This is a genomic window from Steroidobacter sp., from assembly GCF_016790065.1.
In the GTDB taxonomy this organism is placed as follows: domain Bacteria; phylum Pseudomonadota; class Gammaproteobacteria; order Steroidobacterales; family Steroidobacteraceae; genus Steroidobacter.
This window is the reverse complement of record NZ_JAEUPY010000331.1, coordinates 1-18,329: the sequence shown is the minus strand read 5'-3', so window position 1 is coordinate 18,329 and position 18,329 is coordinate 1. Positions and strand designations below refer to the sequence as shown.

At 62.5% G+C, this 18,329-nt stretch carries 13 protein-coding genes; 10 read left to right on the top strand and 3 right to left on the bottom strand.

All coding sequences use genetic code 11. The features are described 5' to 3' along the window. The first annotated feature begins 14 nt into the window (after window positions 1-14). The 7 genes from JNL55_RS13845 (at window position 15) to JNL55_RS13815 (ending at window position 10,827) form a co-directional block, all read left to right on the top strand. Window positions 15-1,220, top strand: a complete 1,206-nt coding sequence (locus JNL55_RS13845) for a SpoIIE family protein phosphatase (RefSeq protein WP_293853957.1) — start codon at window positions 15-17, stop codon at window positions 1,218-1,220. A gap of 3 nt (window positions 1,221-1,223) precedes the next feature. Next, entirely contained in the window at window positions 1,224-1,754 is a 531-nt protein-coding gene (locus JNL55_RS13840; RefSeq protein ID WP_293853952.1) for a SiaB family protein kinase, read from the top strand. Between the two features lie 10 nt (window positions 1,755-1,764). Beyond that, on the top strand, window positions 1,765-2,148 hold the full coding sequence (locus JNL55_RS13835) for a DUF1987 domain-containing protein (RefSeq protein WP_293853947.1): 384 nt from the start codon (window positions 1,765-1,767) through the stop codon (window positions 2,146-2,148). Window positions 2,149-2,177: 29 nt separating this feature from the next. After that, the gene (ppk2, locus tag JNL55_RS13830; protein ID WP_293853942.1) at window positions 2,178-3,101 is read left to right on the top strand and encodes a polyphosphate kinase 2; all 924 of its coding nucleotides are present in this window, start codon (window positions 2,178-2,180) and stop codon (window positions 3,099-3,101) included. Window positions 3,102-3,194: 93 nt separating this feature from the next. Further along, entirely contained in the window at window positions 3,195-3,509 is a 315-nt protein-coding gene (locus JNL55_RS13825; RefSeq protein WP_293853939.1) for a hypothetical protein, read from the top strand. A 129-nt stretch (window positions 3,510-3,638) separates the two neighbouring features. Next, window positions 3,639-4,223: a PEP-CTERM sorting domain-containing protein gene (locus JNL55_RS13820; protein ID WP_293853935.1), complete on the top strand. Its 585-nt coding sequence runs from the start codon at window positions 3,639-3,641 to the stop codon at window positions 4,221-4,223. Next, window positions 4,216-10,827, top strand: coding sequence for an Ig-like domain-containing protein (locus JNL55_RS13815; protein WP_293853932.1), 6,612 nt, complete (start codon window positions 4,216-4,218; stop codon window positions 10,825-10,827). The genes JNL55_RS13820 and JNL55_RS13815 overlap by 8 nt, the downstream gene beginning before the upstream one ends. Here the strand turns inward: JNL55_RS13815 and JNL55_RS13810 are convergent. After that, window positions 10,801-11,691 (bottom strand): retroviral-like aspartic protease family protein, encoded by an 891-nt coding sequence (locus JNL55_RS13810; RefSeq protein WP_293853927.1) that lies wholly within the window; start codon window positions 11,689-11,691, stop codon window positions 10,801-10,803. The genes JNL55_RS13815 and JNL55_RS13810 overlap by 27 nt on opposite strands. Before the next feature lie 226 nt (window positions 11,692-11,917). Between JNL55_RS13810 and JNL55_RS13805 the strand changes: the two genes are divergently transcribed. Both JNL55_RS13805 and JNL55_RS13800 read left to right on the top strand, forming a co-directional pair. Further along, a complete protein-coding gene (locus JNL55_RS13805) occupies window positions 11,918-12,502 on the top strand; it encodes an ECF-type sigma factor (RefSeq protein WP_293853923.1) in 585 nt (194 codons plus the stop codon). 7 nt (window positions 12,503-12,509) lie between these two features. Continuing rightward, window positions 12,510-14,867 carry a serine/threonine protein kinase gene (locus JNL55_RS13800; RefSeq protein WP_293853918.1) on the top strand — a complete coding sequence of 786 codons (2,358 nt, stop codon included), beginning with the start codon at window positions 12,510-12,512 and terminating at the stop codon, window positions 14,865-14,867. Here JNL55_RS13800 and gcvA read toward each other — a convergent pair. Continuing rightward, on the bottom strand, window positions 14,855-15,757 hold the full coding sequence (gene gcvA, locus JNL55_RS13795; RefSeq protein WP_293853914.1) for a transcriptional regulator GcvA: 903 nt from the start codon (window positions 15,755-15,757) through the stop codon (window positions 14,855-14,857). The two genes, JNL55_RS13800 and gcvA, sit on opposite strands and share 13 nt — an antisense overlap. Before the next feature lie 92 nt (window positions 15,758-15,849). Here gcvA and JNL55_RS13790 point away from each other — a divergent pair, with 92 nt between their 5' ends. After that, entirely contained in the window at window positions 15,850-17,052 is a 1,203-nt protein-coding gene (locus tag JNL55_RS13790) for a pyridoxal phosphate-dependent aminotransferase (RefSeq protein ID WP_293853910.1), read from the top strand. A 21-nt stretch (window positions 17,053-17,073) separates the two neighbouring features. Here the strand turns inward: JNL55_RS13790 and JNL55_RS13785 are convergent, their stop codons facing one another. Beyond that, window positions 17,074-18,255 carry an acetyl-CoA C-acetyltransferase gene (locus JNL55_RS13785; protein ID WP_293853908.1) on the bottom strand — a complete coding sequence of 394 codons (1,182 nt, stop codon included), beginning with the start codon at window positions 18,253-18,255 and terminating at the stop codon, window positions 17,074-17,076. Between the last annotated feature and the right edge of the window lie 74 nt (window positions 18,256-18,329).

The following is an 18,329-nucleotide window of genomic DNA, read 5'->3' as shown; positions in this document are numbered from 1 at the left end:
TCATCGAATTCGTCATGGTTGCAAGGTCCAGCATCGGACAGCTCGCGATTGCCGCTGCGTCCCTCACGCCACAACACACTTGCGTGGACGCGCTCGAGTACTTTGCCAGTCATCCTGAGCAAGACTTGCTACCCATCGTCAGCGAGGGCTTGCCGGTAGGGCTGGTCGTTCGTCAGAGTTTTGTCGAGCGTTTCTCTCGGCCGTTTCAACACGAATTGTTCGGTAGCAAGAGCTGCTCGTTGTTCATGGATCGCGCACCGCTGCTGGCGGACGAAAATGAATCGATCGCGGAGCTGGGCGCCATGGCGGCCACTGAACCCAGACGCGCGATACAGCACGGCTTGATCGTCACCGCCAACGGCAGATACGTGGGGACTTGCAGCGGCCCGACGCTGATGCGTGCACTGGCAGACGTGCAAGTAGCCCGCAGTCGTCAGGTGCTCGAAGGCATTCGTTATGCCAGCCGGATTCAACGCGCGTTCCTGCACACGTCCAACGAAAACCTGGCTGAACATCTGCCACAGCATCGAGTGTTCTGGGAACCGCGAGATCTGGTGGGTGGCGACTATTATTTTTGTCGTGGCGATCAGGATCGCGTGCTGGTGGCGGTGCTCGACTGCACCGGACACGGCGTGCCTGGTGCGCTCATGACGATGATCATGTCGGCGAAGCTGGAAGCCTCGATCTCGGACGTGGATTCTTGGCGTCCGAGCGACATCCTGGCAAGTATCAATCGCCGCGCCCGCGCAGCGCTGGGACAGCGCCACAGTAAAGACATCGAGGATGATGGCCCTGACGACGGTCCCGATGATGGAATGGATGCGTCCATCGTACTCATCGATCGTCGTGAGCGTCGCTTGCAGTTCGCAGGTGCGCGCTTGCCGGTGTTCGTTGCCTACGCGGGTCAGCCATCGTGGAATTGTTTACCGGCCGGGCGAGCCGGCGTGGGTTACGCCGATACGCCGGACGATTCCGAGTGGCCGATCAGCGAGACGCCGCTGGAAGCGGGCATGCGAGTCGCCATCGCAACCGACGGAATGTTCGATCAAGTGGGTGAAGCGCGAGCGATTGCTTACGGCAAAGCACGGTTTGCCAACTCGCTCGGCACTGGCAGCAGGGAGTTAGACGCCAATTTCGAAGCAACATTGATGCGTTACCGGCAGTGGCAAGGAAACCAGGCACGCCGTGATGACGCGACTCTGCTGATGTTTGAGGTTTAGACGATGCGTGACGGCGAACAAGAACTTTTCAGATACTCCGGTGCAGTGAGCGCCAGCATCGTCGCGGCGACGGCGGAGTCGTTACGGGCGCGTTTGATGTCGCTCGATGTCGAGGCGCCGCGCGCACGCAAGATCTTTTCCAGCTTCGTCGAACTTGCCTACAACATCATTCATCACGGTGAGCCGGAAGGTGTCCGAGATGTGAGAATCGTTCGCTGTGGTTCGATCGACGTGTGGCAGCACGCCGACAGTTATCATCTGCGCTCTCGCAGTTTGATCTCAGCTAGCAACGCCTCACCGCTGGCGGAACGACTCAGCGAGCTACGCGGACTGACACCACAGCAACTGCGTTCCCAATTCCGAGCGCAGCTCGCGAGCCTAAAACATTTACCCGAGACCAGTTCCGTGGGAGGCGCTGGCCTCGGCCTGCTGACAGTGGCGCGCAACGCGGCCCAGCCCATCGAGTTCGCACTCGACGCGGCGCCGGCTCATGAGGGCAAGCTGCAACTGCAGATCCACACCGTCATTCAATAGCGAGACAGCAATGGAACGCCTGACACTTCCCGCCACCCAACTCACGCCGCACGTGGACTTCGATTTCGAGCGGCGGGCATTGACGTTGCAAGGCGAGTCGTACCCGGAGAACGCGGCCGAGTTCTATCGGCCCATTCTGGCCCGCTTGCGGGACTACCTGCACGGGCCGGGCGGTTCTGCCAAAACATCGGTCGAACTGCAGTTCACTTACGTCAACAGCTCCAGCACCCGAAGTTTGCAGCAGTTGTTGACGCTGCTCGAAGTCGGCGCTCGCGCTGGCGCCGAGATCGAGGTTCGCTGGCTGGTGGCGCTGGATGACGAATCGATGACCGAGTTGGGGTTGGACTTGTTAGGCGATAAGCTGGCGCTCAGCTATCTGATCGTCGGCGTTTGAGGCCTTGCTACTTTTTACACGGTGACCCCATGAGCCAATTACCAGCGCTCGATCACGACGAGTTGATGCTCCGGGTCAGCCGCGATCTGGCGGACAGCTATGACGAAGAGTTGGAGATGGAGCTGGAAGACCATCATCCGTTGCCGGGCGTCGAGGGTGGGGCGGCGGGCGCGGGGGAGAAGGAGTATCGCCGCGAGTACTTCCAGCAATTGTTCCGGCTCCAGGCCGAATTGGTGAAATTACAGGATTGGGTGGTCGCGACCGGCCAGAAGATCGTGATCGTGTTCGAAGGGCGCGACGCTGCGGGCAAGGGCGGCGCCATCAAGCGCATCACGCAACGGCTCAATCCTCGGGTCTGCAGAATCGTCGCGCTACCGGCGCCCAACGATCGTGAGCGCACGCAGTGGTACTTCCAGCGTTACGTGACGCACTTGCCGGCCGCGGGTGAAATCGTTCTATTCGACCGTAGCTGGTACAACCGTGCCGGCGTCGAGCGCGTGATGGGCTTCTGTACGCCCGACGAATACGAAGAGTTCTATCGCTCCGTGCCGGAGTTCGAACGCATGTTGGTGCGCTCGGGCATTCGGTTGCTGAAGTACTGGTTCTCGATCACCGACGAAGAACAACATCTGCGCTTCCTCGGCCGCATCCACGATCCGCTCAAACAATGGAAACTCAGCTCCATGGACTTGGAGTCGCGGCGGCGCTGGGAGGACTACACCAAGGCCAAGGAAATCATGCTGGAACGCTCGCACATCGCCGAGGCGCGTTGGTGGGTGGTGCAGGCGGTCGATAAGAAGCGGGCACGGCTGAACTGCATCGACCATTTGCTCAAGCAGTTGCCGTACGGGGAGGTGCAGAAGAGCACTGTCGTATTGCCGGAACGCCAACGGCATGAGCACTATTCCCGCCAGGCGGTGCCGGCCGAGATGCTGGTTCCGGAGCTGTACTGATTTCAGGCAGCTCGGCCGTTGGCCTGGTGCTGTCAAGACCCGTAAGATGCTCCCGCGCAAGATGGTTCGCGCAAGCATTTCAGCGGTGGCGGCATGGTATCGGCGAAAAGAGGGTCCAAACGGACTAAACCCCGCAAGCGGCACCTGGCCCTGACCATCGTTCTCAGCGCAAAAGAGTTTCAGTTCATCGACGACTGTGTGGCGCTCAAGGAGTTCCGCTCGGTCGATGAGCTGTTCGGCGCCTCGTTGTCGTTCTATCGCAAGCACCTCGAGGCCATCCAGGAATACGCCGAAGACCAGCTGGCCCGGGGTCACTCGCGCGCCGAAATCCTGGAACGTATCGAAATCGAAACCGTCATCACCAAGGCTGCCCACAGCCGCCGCCGCCGGAAACGCGCCAAGCGTTGAGCGCCGCCGCCCGGAGCCGTGCAACTTTTTTGAGCTGAAGTTCGCGCCACTACGCCTATAGGTCTTAGAGCAGCCGTTCCGGTGGGGACGGTGCGCGGTTCAAGTACCTGATAGGGTTGGGGAGGCGAGATGGGTAGCGGCTGGAATGTTGGGTTGGGCGCAATGCGCCGGTGGCAGGGGTTGGTTGCGGTGCTGGCAATGCTGTGCGCGGCGCCGAGCTTCGCGACCGTCATCACTTACCAGGCGACTCAGGTGGGCGGCACCACCTGGCGTTATGACTACTCGGTCGACAACGACTCGCTCGACACGCCGGTCGAAGAGTTCACCCTTTTCTTCGGCCTGGATCAGTACGCCAATCTGAGCGCGCTGAGCGCACCCGAGGGCTGGGACGGGTTCATCGCCCAACCCGATCCGCTGCTGCCCGATGACGGCTTCATCGATGTGCTGGCGTTGAACAGCGGCGTGCTGCCGGGCCAGGGCCTGAGCGGCTTCTCCATCATCTTCGACTGGTTGCTGGAAGGCACCCCGGGTGCGCAGCGCTTCGACATCATCGAGCCGCTGTCCTTCACGGTGATCGAATCCGGCTTCACCACCCTGGCCACCACGGCCTCGGTGCCCGAGCCGTCGTCGCTGGCGCTGTTCGGGGCGGCCCTGCTGGGCTTCGGGATGTTCCGTCGTCGCCGTGAGCGCCTGGAGATCGGCGTCCATGCTTAACCTCCTTCGCTCTTGGGCCAGCGCGACGGTCGCGCTGGCCTTGATGTTCATAACGGTCGGCACCAGCGTGGCGCAGGCACCGTCGGCGTATGTGACCAATCTGGTACTGGTGTCGAGCACGCGCTACTCGAGCTACCTCACCGACTTCACCTATCGCATCCAGGTGGTGAACCAGGGCGGAGCGCTCGCGAATGCCACGGCGACCGTGAGCAGTTCTGCCGCTGCAACCACCATCCTCGATAACGAAGTGATCCTCGGCAATGTCGCTGCCGGCAGCACCTTCGTCAGCACCGACACTTTCATTTTGCGCCAGGACCGGCGGGTCGCTTTCGATCCGACCCAGCTGTCCTGGACCATCAATGCGGTCAACGCGAATACGCGGCCGGTCGCCAATGCCGGGCCGGACCAAACCGTCCGCACCGGCGCGCTCGTCACATTGAACGGCACCGGTTCGACGGATGCCGACGGCGACTCGCTCACCTATGCGTGGACGATGACGTCTCGTCCCAGCGGCAGCACAGCGGTGTTGTCGTCCAGCATCGCTGCCATGCCGACGTTCACGCCGGATCGCGGCGGCACGTATGTATTGAGCCTCATCGTCAACGACGGGCGTGTGAACAGCGTCGCCGACGAAGTGCGCATCTCCACCGTCAATTCCACACCCATTGCCAACGCCGGCGCGGATCGCACCGTCGCTCGCGCCAGCCTGGTCACGCTCGACGGCTCAGCCTCGTCGGACCCGGATTTCGACGCACTCTCGTATACATGGGTGATCGCCGCCGCCCCCCAAGGCAGCACGGCGCTATTGAGCGGCGCCAACACCGTGCGCCCAACGATCCGGCTCGATCTGGCCGGCAGTTACCGATTCCGTTTGGTCGTGTCCGATGGCCAGCTCAGCAGCACCCCGGATGAAGTCATCATCAGCACCGAGAACTCGGCGCCGGTGGCCAACGCGGGTCCGGATCAAACCGGCGCGATTGGCGCAGCCTCGCAGTTCGACGGCAGTGCCTCGCACGACGCCGACAACGACGCATTGAGTTTCTCGTGGACCTGGCAGTCGCGACCCAACGGCAGCAATGCCGCGTTGAATGCGGTCGATGTGCCAGTTGTGAGTTTCGTACCTGACACCGCGGGTCTGTATGTCGGCCAATTGATCGTCAACGACGGCTTCGCGAATAGCGTGCCGGACACGGCGGTGGTCAGTGTGCCGCTGCCCGTGAATCGACCCCCGGTCGCGGTCGATGACGCAGCTTCCACACCGGCAGGGACGGCCGTTGATGTCAGTGTGTTGGCCAACGACACCGATCCGGATGCCGGTTCCTCGTTGTCGATTGCCAGCTTCACCCAGCCGAGCACGGGCGGAACCGTCACTGCAATAGCGGGCGGATTGCGCTTCACGCCGGCCACGGGCTTCACTGGTGTCGCGACGTTTAGTTACATCGTGACCGATGGCTCGTTGACTGCCAGCGCCACTGTCACAGTGACGGTGGTCGGCGCCTCGAACGCGCCGCCGGTCGTGAATGCAGGTGCCGATCAAAACATCACGTTGCCCTACAGCGGCGCGGTGGCGTCGATCACGCTATCCGGCACCGTCAGCGATGACAACTTGCCGGCGCCGCCTCGTCTGACGAGTGCGTGGTCGCAGATGATGGGCCCAGCGGTCGCAACCATCAGCAATGCCACATCGACCAGCACGTCGGTGTATCTGCCGACCACGGGTAGCTACGTGTTCCGCTTGACCGCCAACGATGGTGCCGTGAGCGCGAGCGACGATGTCATCATCGTCGTCTCTCCGGCCACTAACACTGCGCCGTCGCTGGTCGAAATCGGCAATCGCACGATTGCACTGGGCACCAGTCTGTCGCTGCACTTGGGTGTCAGCGATGCCGATCCATTCGACACGTTGACGCTGTCGATTGGCGCAGGTCCCGCCGGTGCGACACTGACAGCACCTGAGTTGTTGTCGTGGACGCCGACCGCCGGGCAGGTCGGCACGCATGCGTTCTCGATCACCGTGCGTGATGCGGGTGGTCTGTCCGATACGAAGACCTTCAATGTCACTGTTACTGCCGCAAATCGTGCGCCGACACTCGCCGCGTTGAGCGACGACAGCATCGGCACGGGCGCGAACTACAGCAAGGTACTGAGTGCCTCCGACCCCGATGGCGACGCGTTGACCTTCGAACTGATCGAAGCACCGAATGGCTTGACCCTGACGGGCAGCACGCTGCGTTGGCAGCCCTCGCAGACGGGTGAGTTCTTCGTGAAAGTGGGCGTGCGCGATCCGGCCGGAGCGCGAGCCGCTGGCGTGTTCAAGATCACGGTGGGCTCAGTCTCCATTCCGGTGGCGCGCGATGATAGCTATCACGTGAAGTTCGGTGAGACGCTGTCGATCACTGCGCCCGGCGTGTTGACCAACGACGCGGATGCCGACGGCGCTGCGTTGAACGCGATTCGACGCAGCGAGCCTGGCTTGGGGTCGCTGACCTCGTTCAATAACGACGGCAGCTTCACCTATACAGCGCCGACGACCGATTCTCGCGCGCCGTTTGCAATCACGGCACGTCCGCTGACCACCAGCATCTATATCAATGACGTGTACACCGTGCCGTTGGTCGGCGATTTGAACCGCGATGGTTATCCGGATCTGGTGTACGACTGGTACAACCAAAACCACACTGCGATCAACGGCCGCGATGGCTCCATCCTGTGGCACGCCGATCGCGCTACGGTCGAGGGTTGCTTCGATTGGCTCACCAGTGGCTATCAGCGCGTGCTGGCCGATATCGACGATGACGGTCAGTTGGAATATATCTACCCAACGCTGTGTGGCAACGAGACCCGACTCGTGGCCATCGACAGCACGGGACACACCAAGTGGGTCTCGCCATCGGCCACGCATCGATACGACGCTATCGCATGTTTGTACGGCAACGGCTATTGCCCGCCCGAGCCGACGCAGGTTGCGTACGACATGTATGGACGCACGACGCCGTCGGTGGCGCGACTGACGCCGAACTCAGCGCCAGTGCTGCTGACGCGCCGGACGATCACGCCCGACGCCGGCAACACCTTGTCGCCAACTCCTGACGGGCCGCTGGCATATCACAGCTACGGCTGCGCGTTCGCGACCGGTCGCGATGAAGACCTCGCCACCGGGTGCCGTGTGACGCTCATCATTTCGACCACTGACGGCAGCGTGCAGCAGGTGTTGCGTGCACCCCCGGGGCGGCTCGATGGCTCTGGCCTCGCCGGCATGGGACCGTTCTATGACAACTTCCAGCCGCCGTTCACCGCGGATCTGGATGGCGATGGCCAGGTCGAAATCATTTCCGGCAGCGATGTGTGGCGCCTGGTCAACGGTCAGTGGACACTGGCCTGGCAGACGGTGCTCGAGCCGGCGCAAGTGGCTGTGGCCGACCTCGATGGCGACGGTCGCGCCGAAGTCGTGCACTTCCATGCACGCGAAGGTTACGGTCCGTACAACGGCGAACCGTTGCCGGGCTTCGCAGGCTTCATCATCTACGACGCCAACGGTGTCGAGCTCCGGCGCATGCCGTTGCAGCCGGCCGGCATGTCCAGCTTCCTGACGATTGCGGATGTGGATGGCGACAACACGCCGGAGCTGCTCATGGCCGCCAACGCCATGGTGTACGCCATGAGCACCGAAGGTGTGCTCAAGTGGACCTTCGTGTTGCCGGATAGCAATGTGAATCCGGCGCCGTATCGCGAGTACCGTCAATCCAATGTCACCAATGTGCAGGTCTACGACCTCGATGGCGACGGTGTCAAAGAAGTGCTGGTGTCCTCGTTGTTCGGGGCTCACATCATCGACGGTCGCAATGGCAAGGCCAAGGTGAACTTCGAGGCAGGCCAGCGCATCGCCAGCGGCAGGGCCATCCGCATGACCTTCGTGGCGGACTGGAACAATGATGGTCACGCCGACATCGTGTCGTTCGGCCAGGGCAACGGCACGTTGGGTGGCCACGGTTCGTTCGTGATCTCAGCGGCGAACAACGATTGGCTGCCAGCCGGCAAGTCGTTCCATCAGTCGCAGTTCCGAATCGGCGACATCGACGACACCGGGCGCGTGCTCTACAACCCGTCTATCGATCGCAGCTTCCGCAATCCGCGCCAGCTCGGCACGGTTCGCGATCCGCGTGAGACGGCGGGCACCTCGTTTGAATATGCAGCGAGCAATGGCTCGGGCACCTCGACCAACGCACGAGTGTTCCTGACGCTCGCGCCGGACAATGAGCCGCCGGTCATCACGTCTCGGCCGCCGACCGCCATCCAGGCGAGCAGCACTGAGGACTATTTGTATCAACTGGCTGCGACCGATCCCGACGCGGGCGACACGATCACGTACTCGATCTTGAGTGCGCCGTCGTGGGTCAGCGTCAATGCAGCGACCGGAGCGGTGCGCTTCGACACAGGACCGTGCGGGTCGTATGGATCGCCGTGTGACTATGGTCGTGTGACCGTGGTGCTCGCGGCCACTGATTCGCAAGGTGCCCAAGCCACGCAGTCATTCGTGGTCAATGTCACAACCTCGACACCGGCCACGGTACTCAACGTCGTCGGCAGTCTGCGAACCGCGGCGATTCAGTCGCTCGGTGCCATTTCGCTGAACGCTGTGGTTCAGCAGGAGCAATACAGCGGTCAGCCCGTCGATACGGTGATTGCGCAGACGCCGGCCGCCGGCGCTTCGCAGCCGCAAGGGGCGACGGTGTTGATCACAGTGTCGAAGGGACCGGCGCCCGCCATCGTGCCCAATGTCGTGGGCCGATTTGAAACGACGGCGTCGAGCGCCTTGTCGTCGCTGGGCTTCACTCCGACGGTCACGCGTGTGTTCAGTAGCACGGTGGAAGCGGGCGTGGTGGTGTCGCAATCCATCGCGGCGGGCACTGAAACTCAGCCGGGTGCATTCACCTTGGTTGTTTCTTCCGGTAGCGGCCTCGACTTGCGCCTGTCGCGCTCGGTGACGCCGGCCAATGAGCCCATCGCGTTCTCGTTGAACGAGACCGACATCAATGGCACTCCGGTGGGAACGCCGAGTGCGAGCTTCAGCGTGACGCCTGTGTCTGGTGTTGCCGGCGGGTTGCCGTCGGTGTCGAACGGCTCGATCTCGCCGTCGGCGACGACGCGCGGTCGTTATCGCCTGACGGTGACGAGCAGCGGTCGTACCTCGGTCGCTGAGTTCGTGGTCGTGCAACCCAACACCGTGGCAAGACCGACTCAGTTGGCCTTGTTCGCGCAGTTCGAATCGACGCTGATCACCATGGATAACTTGCTGGCCCAAGCGAACGCCGCACGGCAAGCCGGTGACACGGCGACCATGGCAGCTCGAATGACCGCGTGGGTGAACACGTGGCGCGCACTCGATCTGGATCAGCTGAGCTTTGCAGTGCCCGTCGTGACCGAAGATGGCTTCCCGCCGTCGGTCGCCGACATGGCCGGGTTCGGCGTGACTCAGAGCGCGGACGATGTGCTCAACAAGCGCATCTTGAGCGATGCAGCCAGCGATCTCGAGGCGCTCGAGACAGCACTACGTTCGCCGACCACGCCTTATTCGCAGATCGTCAATCTGTTCCGCAACTTCAATGCTCGGGCCGAGCGGGTGCGAGCGGTTGCGCCGGGCGAATACGGAATCGTGGATGCGAAGGGTTTGTATGCAGAGTTGTTGTCGCAGCGGATTCCTCGCGTGATCGATGCCATGGTCGATGACGTGGCCTCTGCGTTCGGCCTGCCGGCGCGAACTCGCACGTTCCCAGGACTGGCGAGCAGCTATCCGGGCATCGAGTACGGCTCGTTGCAGGAAGGCGCCGCGCGAGCGCTGGTCGCTGGTCAGTGGGATGCCCCGGCATCGGTCATCAACAATGGCGAGCAGGTCTACCTGTTCTCCACGCTAGCCGAGACGCTCACTACGGTTGCCGTTCAAGCGGTGGTGGATGCGATGGGCGGTGGCTACACCGTTCGCAAGTTCTACCAAGCGGCTGCGACCAGTGCGATTGGGGGTGCGGCGATTCTGGCAGCGGCTCGTCACATTCGCTCCGAGACCGGAGGGGCCGATCTCACGGTGACGACGGCGTCTTCGCTGTCCATCAACGTGTTCGAGGCGGACTACAGCAGCATGGAAGGCATCGGCCTGAACGGCGCCCATCCGGCGCTCAACAAGGTCTTTGTGATCGGGCCGGAGCTGGTCAACGTGTTCACCGACATGATCGAGAAGCTCAAGGCGCTGGGTGGCATGCGCAGTAGCGCGTCCGCTGTGCTCAAGGCTCGTAACCTCGACGACATCTACGACGGGCTGATCGACTTCTATCGCAAGAGCCGCGAAGAAGTGGATGCGGCGCAAAGTGCCGGACAGCGTATCAGCGAAGAGTTGCAGAACGTATTCCAGACGCCTTCGCCGCATGCGGCCGTGTCGGAATGTCTGTTCGAGCCCGGTCCGCTGTGCTCGGCGATCACCTACGAGAGCGGCTTCCGCTCGGTGTATCAGTCGCTGGGCTTGAACTTGCCGACGCCCATCCTGTTCGTGGTGGTGAACCAGGAAACCGGCGAGGTGTTGGTCGGCTCACCGGCGTTCTTGCCGCACCGCTAGGGTGGAGCGTCGGTAGTCGACAGCGAAGCTGGACAGTTGTGAGAAGTAATCCATGCCGAGGAGCACTGCGGGCTCCTCGGCGAGTTCCCACAGCGCGAATACCGGCAGCTGAGCGCATGCAATGGACAGATCGATAACAACATCGGCACCGATCCTGATCGGCAGCGGTGGCAAGACGCTCGTGGCGGCGACGGCTGCATCGGGTGTTCGCACGATCAGCGGGTCAGTGGTGGCAGAGTCGATGGTCAGCTTCAAGCGTCGCGCGAGAGCGAGGTTGCCAATCGAGCGTTGCGCGCCGGTGTCGATGATGAATTTGCACGCCAACGAATCGATCTTGCCGTTCGCTAGCAGTAGGCCGCCGAAGCGCTGCTGTACGGGCACGGCGGCGCCATCGTCATTTGAGCTCGAGTCGATGACCAATCGCCCCGCGCGAACCTCTACCGACAGCCGCTTGTCGATGAGCGCGTTGGCGCCAATCACACCGAGCAAGTTGGGTTCGCCGATCAGAGGCATCGTCAGCCGCGCCAAGCGCAACGAGCCGACTTCCAACGCCTGCACTTCAACGGCGGATGCGTTCGACCGGCCGTTGGTGCTGTGGACCGATACGTTCGCAGCGTTAGCCGGCGGTAACTTCAATCTGACCGCCACCTCGGTCGCCAGCGCGCAGTGGCTGGCACCCGTGTCGACCATGAAGCGATACGGGCCGTGGCCGTTGACATATGTCGGCACCAGCCAGCGACCGGCTGTGTCTTTGACAATAGGCGTGTCCAGATACGACTGGCCGGCCCACACGAGAGCGGGGCGGAGGGCACTGGCAAGCACCAGCGTGGAGCGGAGAAACAGGCGACGCGACGGTGAAGGCATGAGGTTTGTAAAAGGATTCGACGCCGAGCCAATAAAGGTCCCAACAAAGGTCGGTGAAGCCGCTAGTTTCGTGAACTGCGTTCGCAGCGGTTTTCCGGGTGCCGCTGCTACGATGTCGCCGAGATCTGGCCCTCGCGCGCCAATAACAGCAAAGAGCATAACCCGTGATCGCTTTCGAGTTCGATCCTCCGTGCCAGCCGCCTGTCGACTGCGGAGACGCGTGCGCATGAGCCATGCGGGCGTGGTTTCGGAAGCGACCGAATTGTGGCGGGAAGCTCGCGAAGGGGCTGTCCCGGCCCGCGATCGGTTGCTCGAACTGTGCTACGCGGAGCTGCGCAGGCTGGCTCGTCGCATGCTCGCTGGGGACTCGGCGTCGTTGCGAATGCAGCCCACCGAACTCGCCAACGAGGCGGCGATCCGGGTGCTCAAGTTGGATTTGATGAATTGGCAGGATCGTGCCCACTTCCTGGCGACGGCGGCGACAGTCATGCGGCAGGCCTTGCTCGACGAAGTGCGACGTTTCCGTGCCGAGAAGCGTCAGCTACCGGCCGTATTCACTACGCTATTCGACAGTGGTGTGGCCACCATCGAACTCGATCTGGAAAAACTCGATCACTCGTTGCGACGACTGTCAGAAGTGTCGGCCGAGCGTGCTCGCTTGGTCGAGCTGCGTTTCTTCGTCGGGCTCACGGTCGATGAGACCGCCGATGTGTTGGAAATCTCGGCGGCGACGGTGAAGCGACAGTGGGACGTGGCCCGCGCCTGGCTGCTGCGCGACATCAATCAAGCGCGCAGCGCTCAGGCATCGTAACGCCCCGATGGATCTGGTCCGCGAACGGATGATTCTCGAGCTGGTGGAAGCCGCGCTCGATCTGCCGGCGCCGCGGCGCGAAGCCTTTTTGCAAGAGAAGACTGCCGCCGATGGCGGGCTGTTGCGCGATTCGCTCGATCTGTTGCGAGCGACTGAGACCGTCAATCATCACCTGCCGACGATGTTGCCGATGGCCGCTGCGGAGATCGACGATCCGCCGCCGGCGCGCATCGGTCGCTATCGAATCGGGCAGCTGTTGGGTCGCGGCGGCATGGGACGCGTGTTCGCGGCCGAACGTGACGACGGTGTCTTCGAACAAACCGTTGCCATCAAGCTCACTCGACGCTCCGTTCTATCGAACTCGGCCGGCGAGCAGTTCGCACGCGAACGTCAGATCCTCGCGCGTCTACAGCACCGAAACATTGCGCAGCTGTTCGATGGCGGCGTTACCGAAGACGGTCATTCGTACTTCGTGATGGAGTTGGCGGCGGGTCGCGCCTTCACTCAGTACGCCAAGGAAGAGAAGCTGACGATTGCCGCTACCATGCGGCTGTTCATGCAGATCTGCACGGCGCTTCGTTACGCGCACTCGCGCCTCGTCGTGCATGCTGATATCAAGCCCAGCAACATCATCGTGACCGATGATGGCAGCGTGAAGCTGCTGGACTTCGGTGTGGCGCGCGTCGTCAACGCTGGCAGCGAGTCGACGCCAACGCCGTTCGCGTTGACCTATGAATACTCCAGTCCGGCGCGTCGCATTGGCGAAGCACCGACGACGGCGGACGATGTGTTCTCGCTCGGCGTGCTGCTGGAAGAACAGTTGGGATTGTGGCCGGAGGTGCCAGCCGATCTGCGCTCCATTGCACAGCGCGCGCGGCACGAGAATCCGGACGAACGTTACCCGTCGGTGGAAGCGTTGAACGCCGACTTGGGCCGCTGGCTCAATCATCGCCCGGTCGTGGCGTATGGCGGTGGCTGGTACTACACGTTTGGCAAATTATTATCTCGACATCGGCTGGCTGCGACCACGGCGACCATCGGCACAGTCGCGCTGTTGGTGGCAGCGGTTGCGCTGGTCGTTCTGTATGAACGGGCGGAGCGAGCCCGAGATCGTGCGGACCAGCGATTCACAGATGCACGGCAACTCTCGCACTATGTGCTGTTCGATATTTACGACCGGCTCGAAGGCGTGCCACGAGCGCTGACGTTGCGACGGGATATCGCGGAAGCAGGGCAGAGCTACCTGGATCGGCTGGCTCATGATCCCAGTGCGCCGCTGGTCACGCGGCTGGAAGTCATCGAAGGCTTGCGTCGTCTCGCGCAGGTGCAGGCTGAACCCGGCCAAGCGAGTTTGCATCAGCTGCCGCAAGCCCGTGCCAATCTGGACAAGGCCGCGACATTGGCTCAGGCATTGCCGTCGGATCACGAGCATGCCGTGAGTCGCGCGTTGGTCTTGGGAAGAGTCGAACTGGCGCGAGCGAAGATTGCAGCCGCCGTCGATCAGGATTTTGTCGCTGCCCAACGGTCACTCGATGCGAGCACGGCCGTCATCGATGGGCTGGATGCGACGCAGGCTCGCGACCCTCAGCTCGATGCGCTCCGTCGCGACATTGCCGTCGAGCAGTCGGCGACGCTGCAGTGGCAAGGCAAGTATCCCGAAGCGGAGAAGATCGCGCGACAGGCGCTCGAAGGCATGACCGTTGTGCCCGAGCCGACGTTGGAGAATCGGGCGCTCATTCTGCAGCGAGTGCGGCTGTTCAATATTCTCGCTGAGAGTCTGTACTACGCCGGCAATGTGGCGACCGCCGAACGCGTTTATCGTGACGAATATCTATTGCTGGAGAATGTCGCGGCGGCCATGCCCCGAGACTTGGTGGTGAACCGTGCGTACGGTTTGGCGGCCTGGCAACTCGGCTCGACCTTGTTGGAGTTGGGTCGAGGGCCTGAGGCAGAGCCCATCATGGCGCGAGGCCATGCGCTGTACGAACAGTTGGTGATGCTGGAGCCCGACGATCGCGAACTAGCGCGAAGTCAGGACATCATCGCGAATGCTCACGCGTTGTCATTGGCGACGTTGCGTCGCTTCGACGAGGCTTCAGCCGTGCTCGAACGCTCGATCGCCGCTCGACAGAAACTTTGGAACGACGCACCGGATAACTGGAGCGCGGCGCGTGACTACATGATTGCAACGGCCATGCTCTCCGACGTGCATGCCGATGCCGGTCAGACGCAGCTGGCCTGCAACGGGTATCGCCGAGTGCTGGCCACCGCCGATCAGATTCGAGCGTCGGGGCATCTGTCTCAGCTCGATGAGGGCTACGCCATGCGCCTGGTGAATGAGCGCATGGCGATTCATTGCAAATGAGTTTCTTCCAGCAGCCAGGCGCGAAATAACAAGAACGACGCGTTTTGCAGCTGCGCTTTGGGATAGACCAGAAAGTACGCTTCATCGCTGGTGACGGTGATGTCGAACGGGCTCACCAAGGCGCCCGAGGTCAACTCCGGCTGCACCAGAAATTTGGGCACCAACGCGAAACCGGCGCCGGCAGCCGCGGCCTGGGCCAACATCATGAAATGTTCGAATTGTGGTCGAGTGCGTCGGGTCTTGGGCTCGATGCCGGCGGCGGCAAACCATGCGCTCCACGCATGCGGCCGAGTGCTCTGTTCGAGCAGCGTGTGTTGAAGCACGTCAGCAGGCTGGCGCAGCTTATGGGTACTGGCGAACTCGGGTGAGCACACCACAGCCATCTCTTCTCGCAGCAGCAGATCCGATTCGGTGCCAGGCCAATCCGCGCGACCGAAATGAATGGCAGCGTCGAGCGGCTCAGTCTTGAAATCGAACGGCACCACTTTCGAACTGAAGTTGACCGGCAATTCCGGATGGCGGGCAAACAAGCGGGGCAGTCGCGGCGCCAACCAGCGCATGCCGAAGCCGGGCAGGGTGGCAATCGAAATCGGACCGGGCACGCGACTGGTCACGGCCACCGCGGCCGTTGCACGGCGAATCTGTTCGAGCGCGCTGGTGAGCGGCATTGCATACAAGCGGCCCGAGGCCGTCAGGCTGACGCGACGGCCGATTCTTTCGAACAGCGGCGTGCCCAGCCAGCGCTCCAAGGTCGCGATCTGTTTGCTGACCGCGCTCTGGGTCAACGCCACTTCTTTGGCGGCCCGCGCAAAGGTGCCATGGCGTGCCGCGGCTTCGAACGCCATGAGCGCGGTCATTGGAGGCAGCAAGCGGCGGTTGGCGGGCTTCATTCCGGTTTCTCATCTACTGGTGCGGGTTTCTCGCTTGGAAGCGGGGCCCCGGCTCGGTCATGCTCTAGCGCAGCGTACTACGGACATCCCCAGTGAATCACGGCTTGCGAACGGCCTCACGCCTCAATGGCATCTCGGTTTCCTCGATTCTGGCGCTGTCGGAACGAGCGCGGCTGCTGCGCTTGAGCGGCGTGGATGTGATCGATCTGACGGTGGGCGAACCGGATCAGCAAACCCCGGAACCCATCAAGGCGGCAGCCACGCTGGCCATGGCTCAAGGGCGAACCAAGTACACGCCATTGGCCGGCACGCCGGAGTTGTTGAAAGCCATCGCCGAGCGCTACGCGACGGTGCTGGGCATTCCGGTGGCACCCAACCAGGTGATCTCCGGCACCGGCGCCAAGCAGGTGATCTTCAATGCGTTGCTCGCGACCTTGGATCCGGGCGAGGAAGTCATCGTCCCGGCGCCGTATTGGACGTCCTATCTCGACATGATCCGAGTCACGGGCGGTGTGCCGCGTGTGGTGAGCGGCGCATGGAATCCCGAGCGCGGCTGGCGGCTCGATACCGCAGCCATGCAGGAAGCCCTGCATGAGCGGACGCGCTGGATCATTCTGAACTCGCCCTCCAATCCCACCGGCAGTATGGCGACGGTGGAGGAGTTGGCGAAGCTGGCTGACTTGTTAAAGAAGTGGCCGAATACTTGGGTGCTGCTGGATGAAATCTACGCGGACATCGTGTTCGGTTCGGAGCGCGCACCGAATCTGGTGCAGCTGTTTCCAGAACTCGCCGCTCGCACCTTGGTCGTGGGCGGAGTTTCCAAATCGCATGCGATGACGGGCTGGCGGCTCGGCTGGGGCGTGGGGCCGGTGGAACTGATCAAAGCCATGGCCACCGTGCAGAGTCAGAACTCCTCGGCGCCTAGCTCCATCAGTCAGGCGGCTGCCGTGGCGGCATTGAATCTCGGGCCGGAACCGGTTCAAGAGATGGTCGAGGAATACCGGGCTCGTCGTGACATCGTCGTGCGTGGCTTGAATGCCATTCCGGGATGCAACTGTCCCGTACCCGAAGGCGCGTTCTATGCCTTCGCCGACTTCCGCGGGCTCATCGGCGGCAAGGTCGCGAACGACGTCGAGCTGTGTGAGAAGTTCTTGAACGATGCCGGCGTCGCCGTGGTGCCGGGATCGGCTTTCGGTGCGCCGGGCTTTGTCAGGCTGTCGTTTGCAACGTCGCAAGCCAAGTTGCACGAAGCGTTACAGCGGATGCGCGAGGCGGCGCGAAAAATTCAGGCGTAAGCGCCGCCCCGGTTCGATCGGTCAGCCGCGCTCGATAGCGAGCGCGACACCCTGGCCGCCGCCGATGCAGAGCGTTGCGAGCCCGCGCTTCACATCGCGACGTGCCATCTCATGAATCAGCGTCACGAGCACGCGGCAGCCCGAAGCGCCGATGGGATGGCCGAGCGCGATGGCGCCGCCATTGACGTTGACCTTGGCGATGTCCAGTTCCAGCTTCTTCGCGACAGTGAGCGACTGCGCGGCGAATGCTTCATTCGCTTCGATCAGGTCGACGGAATCCAATGTCCAGTTGGCCTTCTGCAACGCTCGCTGCGTGGCTGAGATCGGACCTTCGCCCATGTACGCGGGATCGACGCCAGCGCTGGCATAAGAAACAATCCTTGCGAGCACTGGCAAACCCAGTTTCTTGGCACGGTCGGCTGACATCATCACGACGGCCGCAGCGCCATCGTTGAGTGTCGATGCGTTGCCGGCAGTCACCGTGCCTTCCTTATCGAAAGCAGGGCGCAGCTTAGCGAGCGAGGCGAGGTCAGTGCCGGCGCGCGGCTGTTCATCCACCGCGAACTCAGCGGTTTTACCTTTGCCGAGCTGCACCGTCACCGGCGTGATCTCACTCACGAATCGACCAGCGGCAATCGCGTCGCTCGCGCGTTGCTGAGACAGCACCGAGTACTCATCCTGCTGTTCGCGAGTGATGCCGTGGCGCTTCGCCAGATTCTCGGCGGTGATGCCCATGTGATATTGATTGAACGCGTCCCACAGGCCGTCGGTGATCATGGTGTCGACCACCTGGCCGTGGCCCATGCGCAAGCCGGTCCGCAGTCCCGGCACGATATACGGCGCGAGACTCATGCTCTCCATGCCGCCAGCGACGACGACATCGGCGTCACCGAGCAGAATGGATTGCGCGGCCAGATGGGTCGCTTTCAAACCCGAGCCGCACACCTTGTTGATGGTGAGCGCCGGTGTCGTGACCGGCAGGCCGCTATTGATCGCTGCCTGGCGCGCCGTGTTCTGGCCAGCACCGGCCGTGAGCACATGACCGAGCACTACTTCGTCGATAGCGTCGGGTGCGAGGCCGGTCTTGGCCAGCAATGAACGAATCACGATGGCGCCGAGTTCGGCGGCCGGGACTTTCGCGAGCGAGCCTTGGAAGGCACCGATGGCGGTGCGGGTGGCAGCGACGATGACGACTTCGGGCATGGCAGGCTCGCTTCGAGTTAAAACTTCATTTCCGGCACCGACGCCGGCACGATCAGTCGACCGGCCGTCTTGGT

Bases quoted from the DNA above. Each gene is read 5' to 3' on its own strand.
- JNL55_RS13785 (WP_293853908.1), bottom strand. From the start codon at position 18,255: ATGCCCGAAGTCGTCATCGTCGCTGCCACCCGCACCGCCATCGGTGCC.
- JNL55_RS13810 (WP_293853927.1), bottom strand. From the start codon at position 11,691: ATGCCTTCACCGTCGCGTCGCCTGTTTCTCCGCTCCACGCTGGTGCTT.
- JNL55_RS13825 (WP_293853939.1), top strand. From the start codon at position 3,195: ATGGTATCGGCGAAAAGAGGGTCCAAACGGACTAAACCCCGCAAGCGG.
- JNL55_RS13805 (WP_293853923.1), top strand. From the start codon at position 11,918: ATGAGCCATGCGGGCGTGGTTTCGGAAGCGACCGAATTGTGGCGGGAA.
- JNL55_RS13845 (WP_293853957.1), top strand. From the start codon at position 15: ATGGTTGCAAGGTCCAGCATCGGACAGCTCGCGATTGCCGCTGCGTCC.
- gcvA (WP_293853914.1), bottom strand. From the start codon at position 15,757: ATGAAGCCCGCCAACCGCCGCTTGCTGCCTCCAATGACCGCGCTCATG.
- JNL55_RS13800 (WP_293853918.1), top strand. From the start codon at position 12,510: ATGGATCTGGTCCGCGAACGGATGATTCTCGAGCTGGTGGAAGCCGCG.
- JNL55_RS13835 (WP_293853947.1), top strand. From the start codon at position 1,765: ATGGAACGCCTGACACTTCCCGCCACCCAACTCACGCCGCACGTGGAC.
- JNL55_RS13815 (WP_293853932.1), top strand. From the start codon at position 4,216: ATGCTTAACCTCCTTCGCTCTTGGGCCAGCGCGACGGTCGCGCTGGCC.
- ppk2 (WP_293853942.1), top strand. From the start codon at position 2,178: ATGAGCCAATTACCAGCGCTCGATCACGACGAGTTGATGCTCCGGGTC.
- JNL55_RS13840 (WP_293853952.1), top strand. From the start codon at position 1,224: ATGCGTGACGGCGAACAAGAACTTTTCAGATACTCCGGTGCAGTGAGC.
- JNL55_RS13820 (WP_293853935.1), top strand. From the start codon at position 3,639: ATGGGTAGCGGCTGGAATGTTGGGTTGGGCGCAATGCGCCGGTGGCAG.